Source organism: Mesorhizobium sp. dw_380, from assembly GCF_018588885.1.
Classification (GTDB): Bacteria; Pseudomonadota; Alphaproteobacteria; order Rhizobiales; family Rhizobiaceae; genus Mesorhizobium.
Window position 1 is genome coordinate 1 of record NZ_JAFFIW010000110.1, and the last position, 1,456, is coordinate 1,456.

Here is a 1,456-nt window from a genome sequence, read left to right on the forward strand (position 1 = left end):
ACCTATCGCATTCACACATCTGGGTTGCGCCTTGCGGTGAAGCTTGATTCTCTGTTGAGCGGAACAGCGAAGGAGGTTTGGATGGCCGGGCTGGACTACGGACTGGGGCGATTTGGCGATCGCCGCCTGGAAAAAGGGGGGCCTGCTTGCATCAGGCGCTGGTTGCGCGCCCTGGATCCTGCATCCGGCGGCTCGGCGGCGGCCGGGCGGGCGAGATGCAGTTCACGCGGTTTCTGCGCAACCGCTCGGTGAGGGCGGCGGAGATGTCGCTGCATGCTGGAAGGCTGACCAGGCGACGCGCGGCGGGTCGCGACGTTGTTGCGGTGCAAGACACGTCGGAATTGGTGCTGGGTGCTCGGCGCGCGCGGGCAGGCTATGGCCCGGTCGGCAACGGCAACGCAGCAGGCCTGCTGCTGCACCCGGTTCTGGCGCTCGAGGCCGGCACGGGAGCTCTGCTGGGCCTGGTCTCGATGCAGATATGGAACCGCAGCGCAGATGAACTGGCGCCGCGGCGCCAGCGGGCGACGGCCAACAAGGAGTCACAGCGCTGGATCGACGCGACCAAGCAGGCCGGCGCCGTTCTGGACGAGGCGGCCAGCATCACCATGGTCTCGGATCGCGAGAGCGACTTTTACGAGCTGTTTGCGCACCGCCCCCACAACGTCGAGCTGATCGTGCGGGCCTGCCAGAACCGGCGCATCGAGGCACAGAACGAGCCGGGCTTGCTGTTTGCCTTCATCGATGCCCAGCCAGAGCAAAGCCGCTTTGCCACGACCATTCCCGCCGCGCCCGGACGGCGAGCTCGAAACGCCGAGCTGGCGGTGCGCTTCGCGCCGGTGGCGGTGCGCAGACCATGCAATGGAGCCGATCCGGCGTTGCCCGACATGATCGGTTTGACGCTGGTCGATGTCCGCGAGGTGTCGAGACCGCAAGATGGCAGCGAACCGGTGCATTGGCGGCTTTTGACCACCCACGGCGTTGCCAGCGTGGCTGAAGCGCGCCGTGTCGTCGACCTCTACCGGTCGCGCTGGACCATCGAGGAGTTCTTCCGCACCCTCAAGACAGCAGGCTTCGATATCGAGGCGGCCGACATCGGCGATCCACACGCCATGATCAACTTCGTCGCCGCAGCCACGATCGCCGCCGTCACCGTCAAGCAGCTCGTGCAAGCCCGCGACGGCAATACCAATCAGCGCCTCGGCGATGCTTTCGATCCCGACGACCGCCCCATCCTCGAAGCCGTCTCAACCAAACTCGAAGGCAAGACCGAGCGACAACGCAATCCCCATCCAAAAGGCTCCCTGGCCTTCGCTGCCTGGGTTATCGCTCGCCTCGGAGGCTGGACCGGCTACTACGGCAAGCCAGGCCCCAAGGTCATGCGCATCGGCCTCGCTGAATTCTCAGCCATCAAATACGGAACCAAACTCGAGCTGAAAAATGTGTGAATCCGATAGGT

The 1,456-nt window shown here is 65.0% G+C and carries 1 protein-coding gene; it reads left to right on the forward strand.

Annotated elements, in window-relative coordinates:
* Positions 1–146: 146 nt before the first annotated feature.
* A complete protein-coding gene (locus JT360_RS33065) occupies positions 147–1,445 on the forward strand; it encodes an IS4 family transposase (protein ID WP_250889247.1) in 1,299 nt (432 codons plus the stop codon).
* The last annotated feature ends 11 nt before the right edge of the window (positions 1,446–1,456 follow it).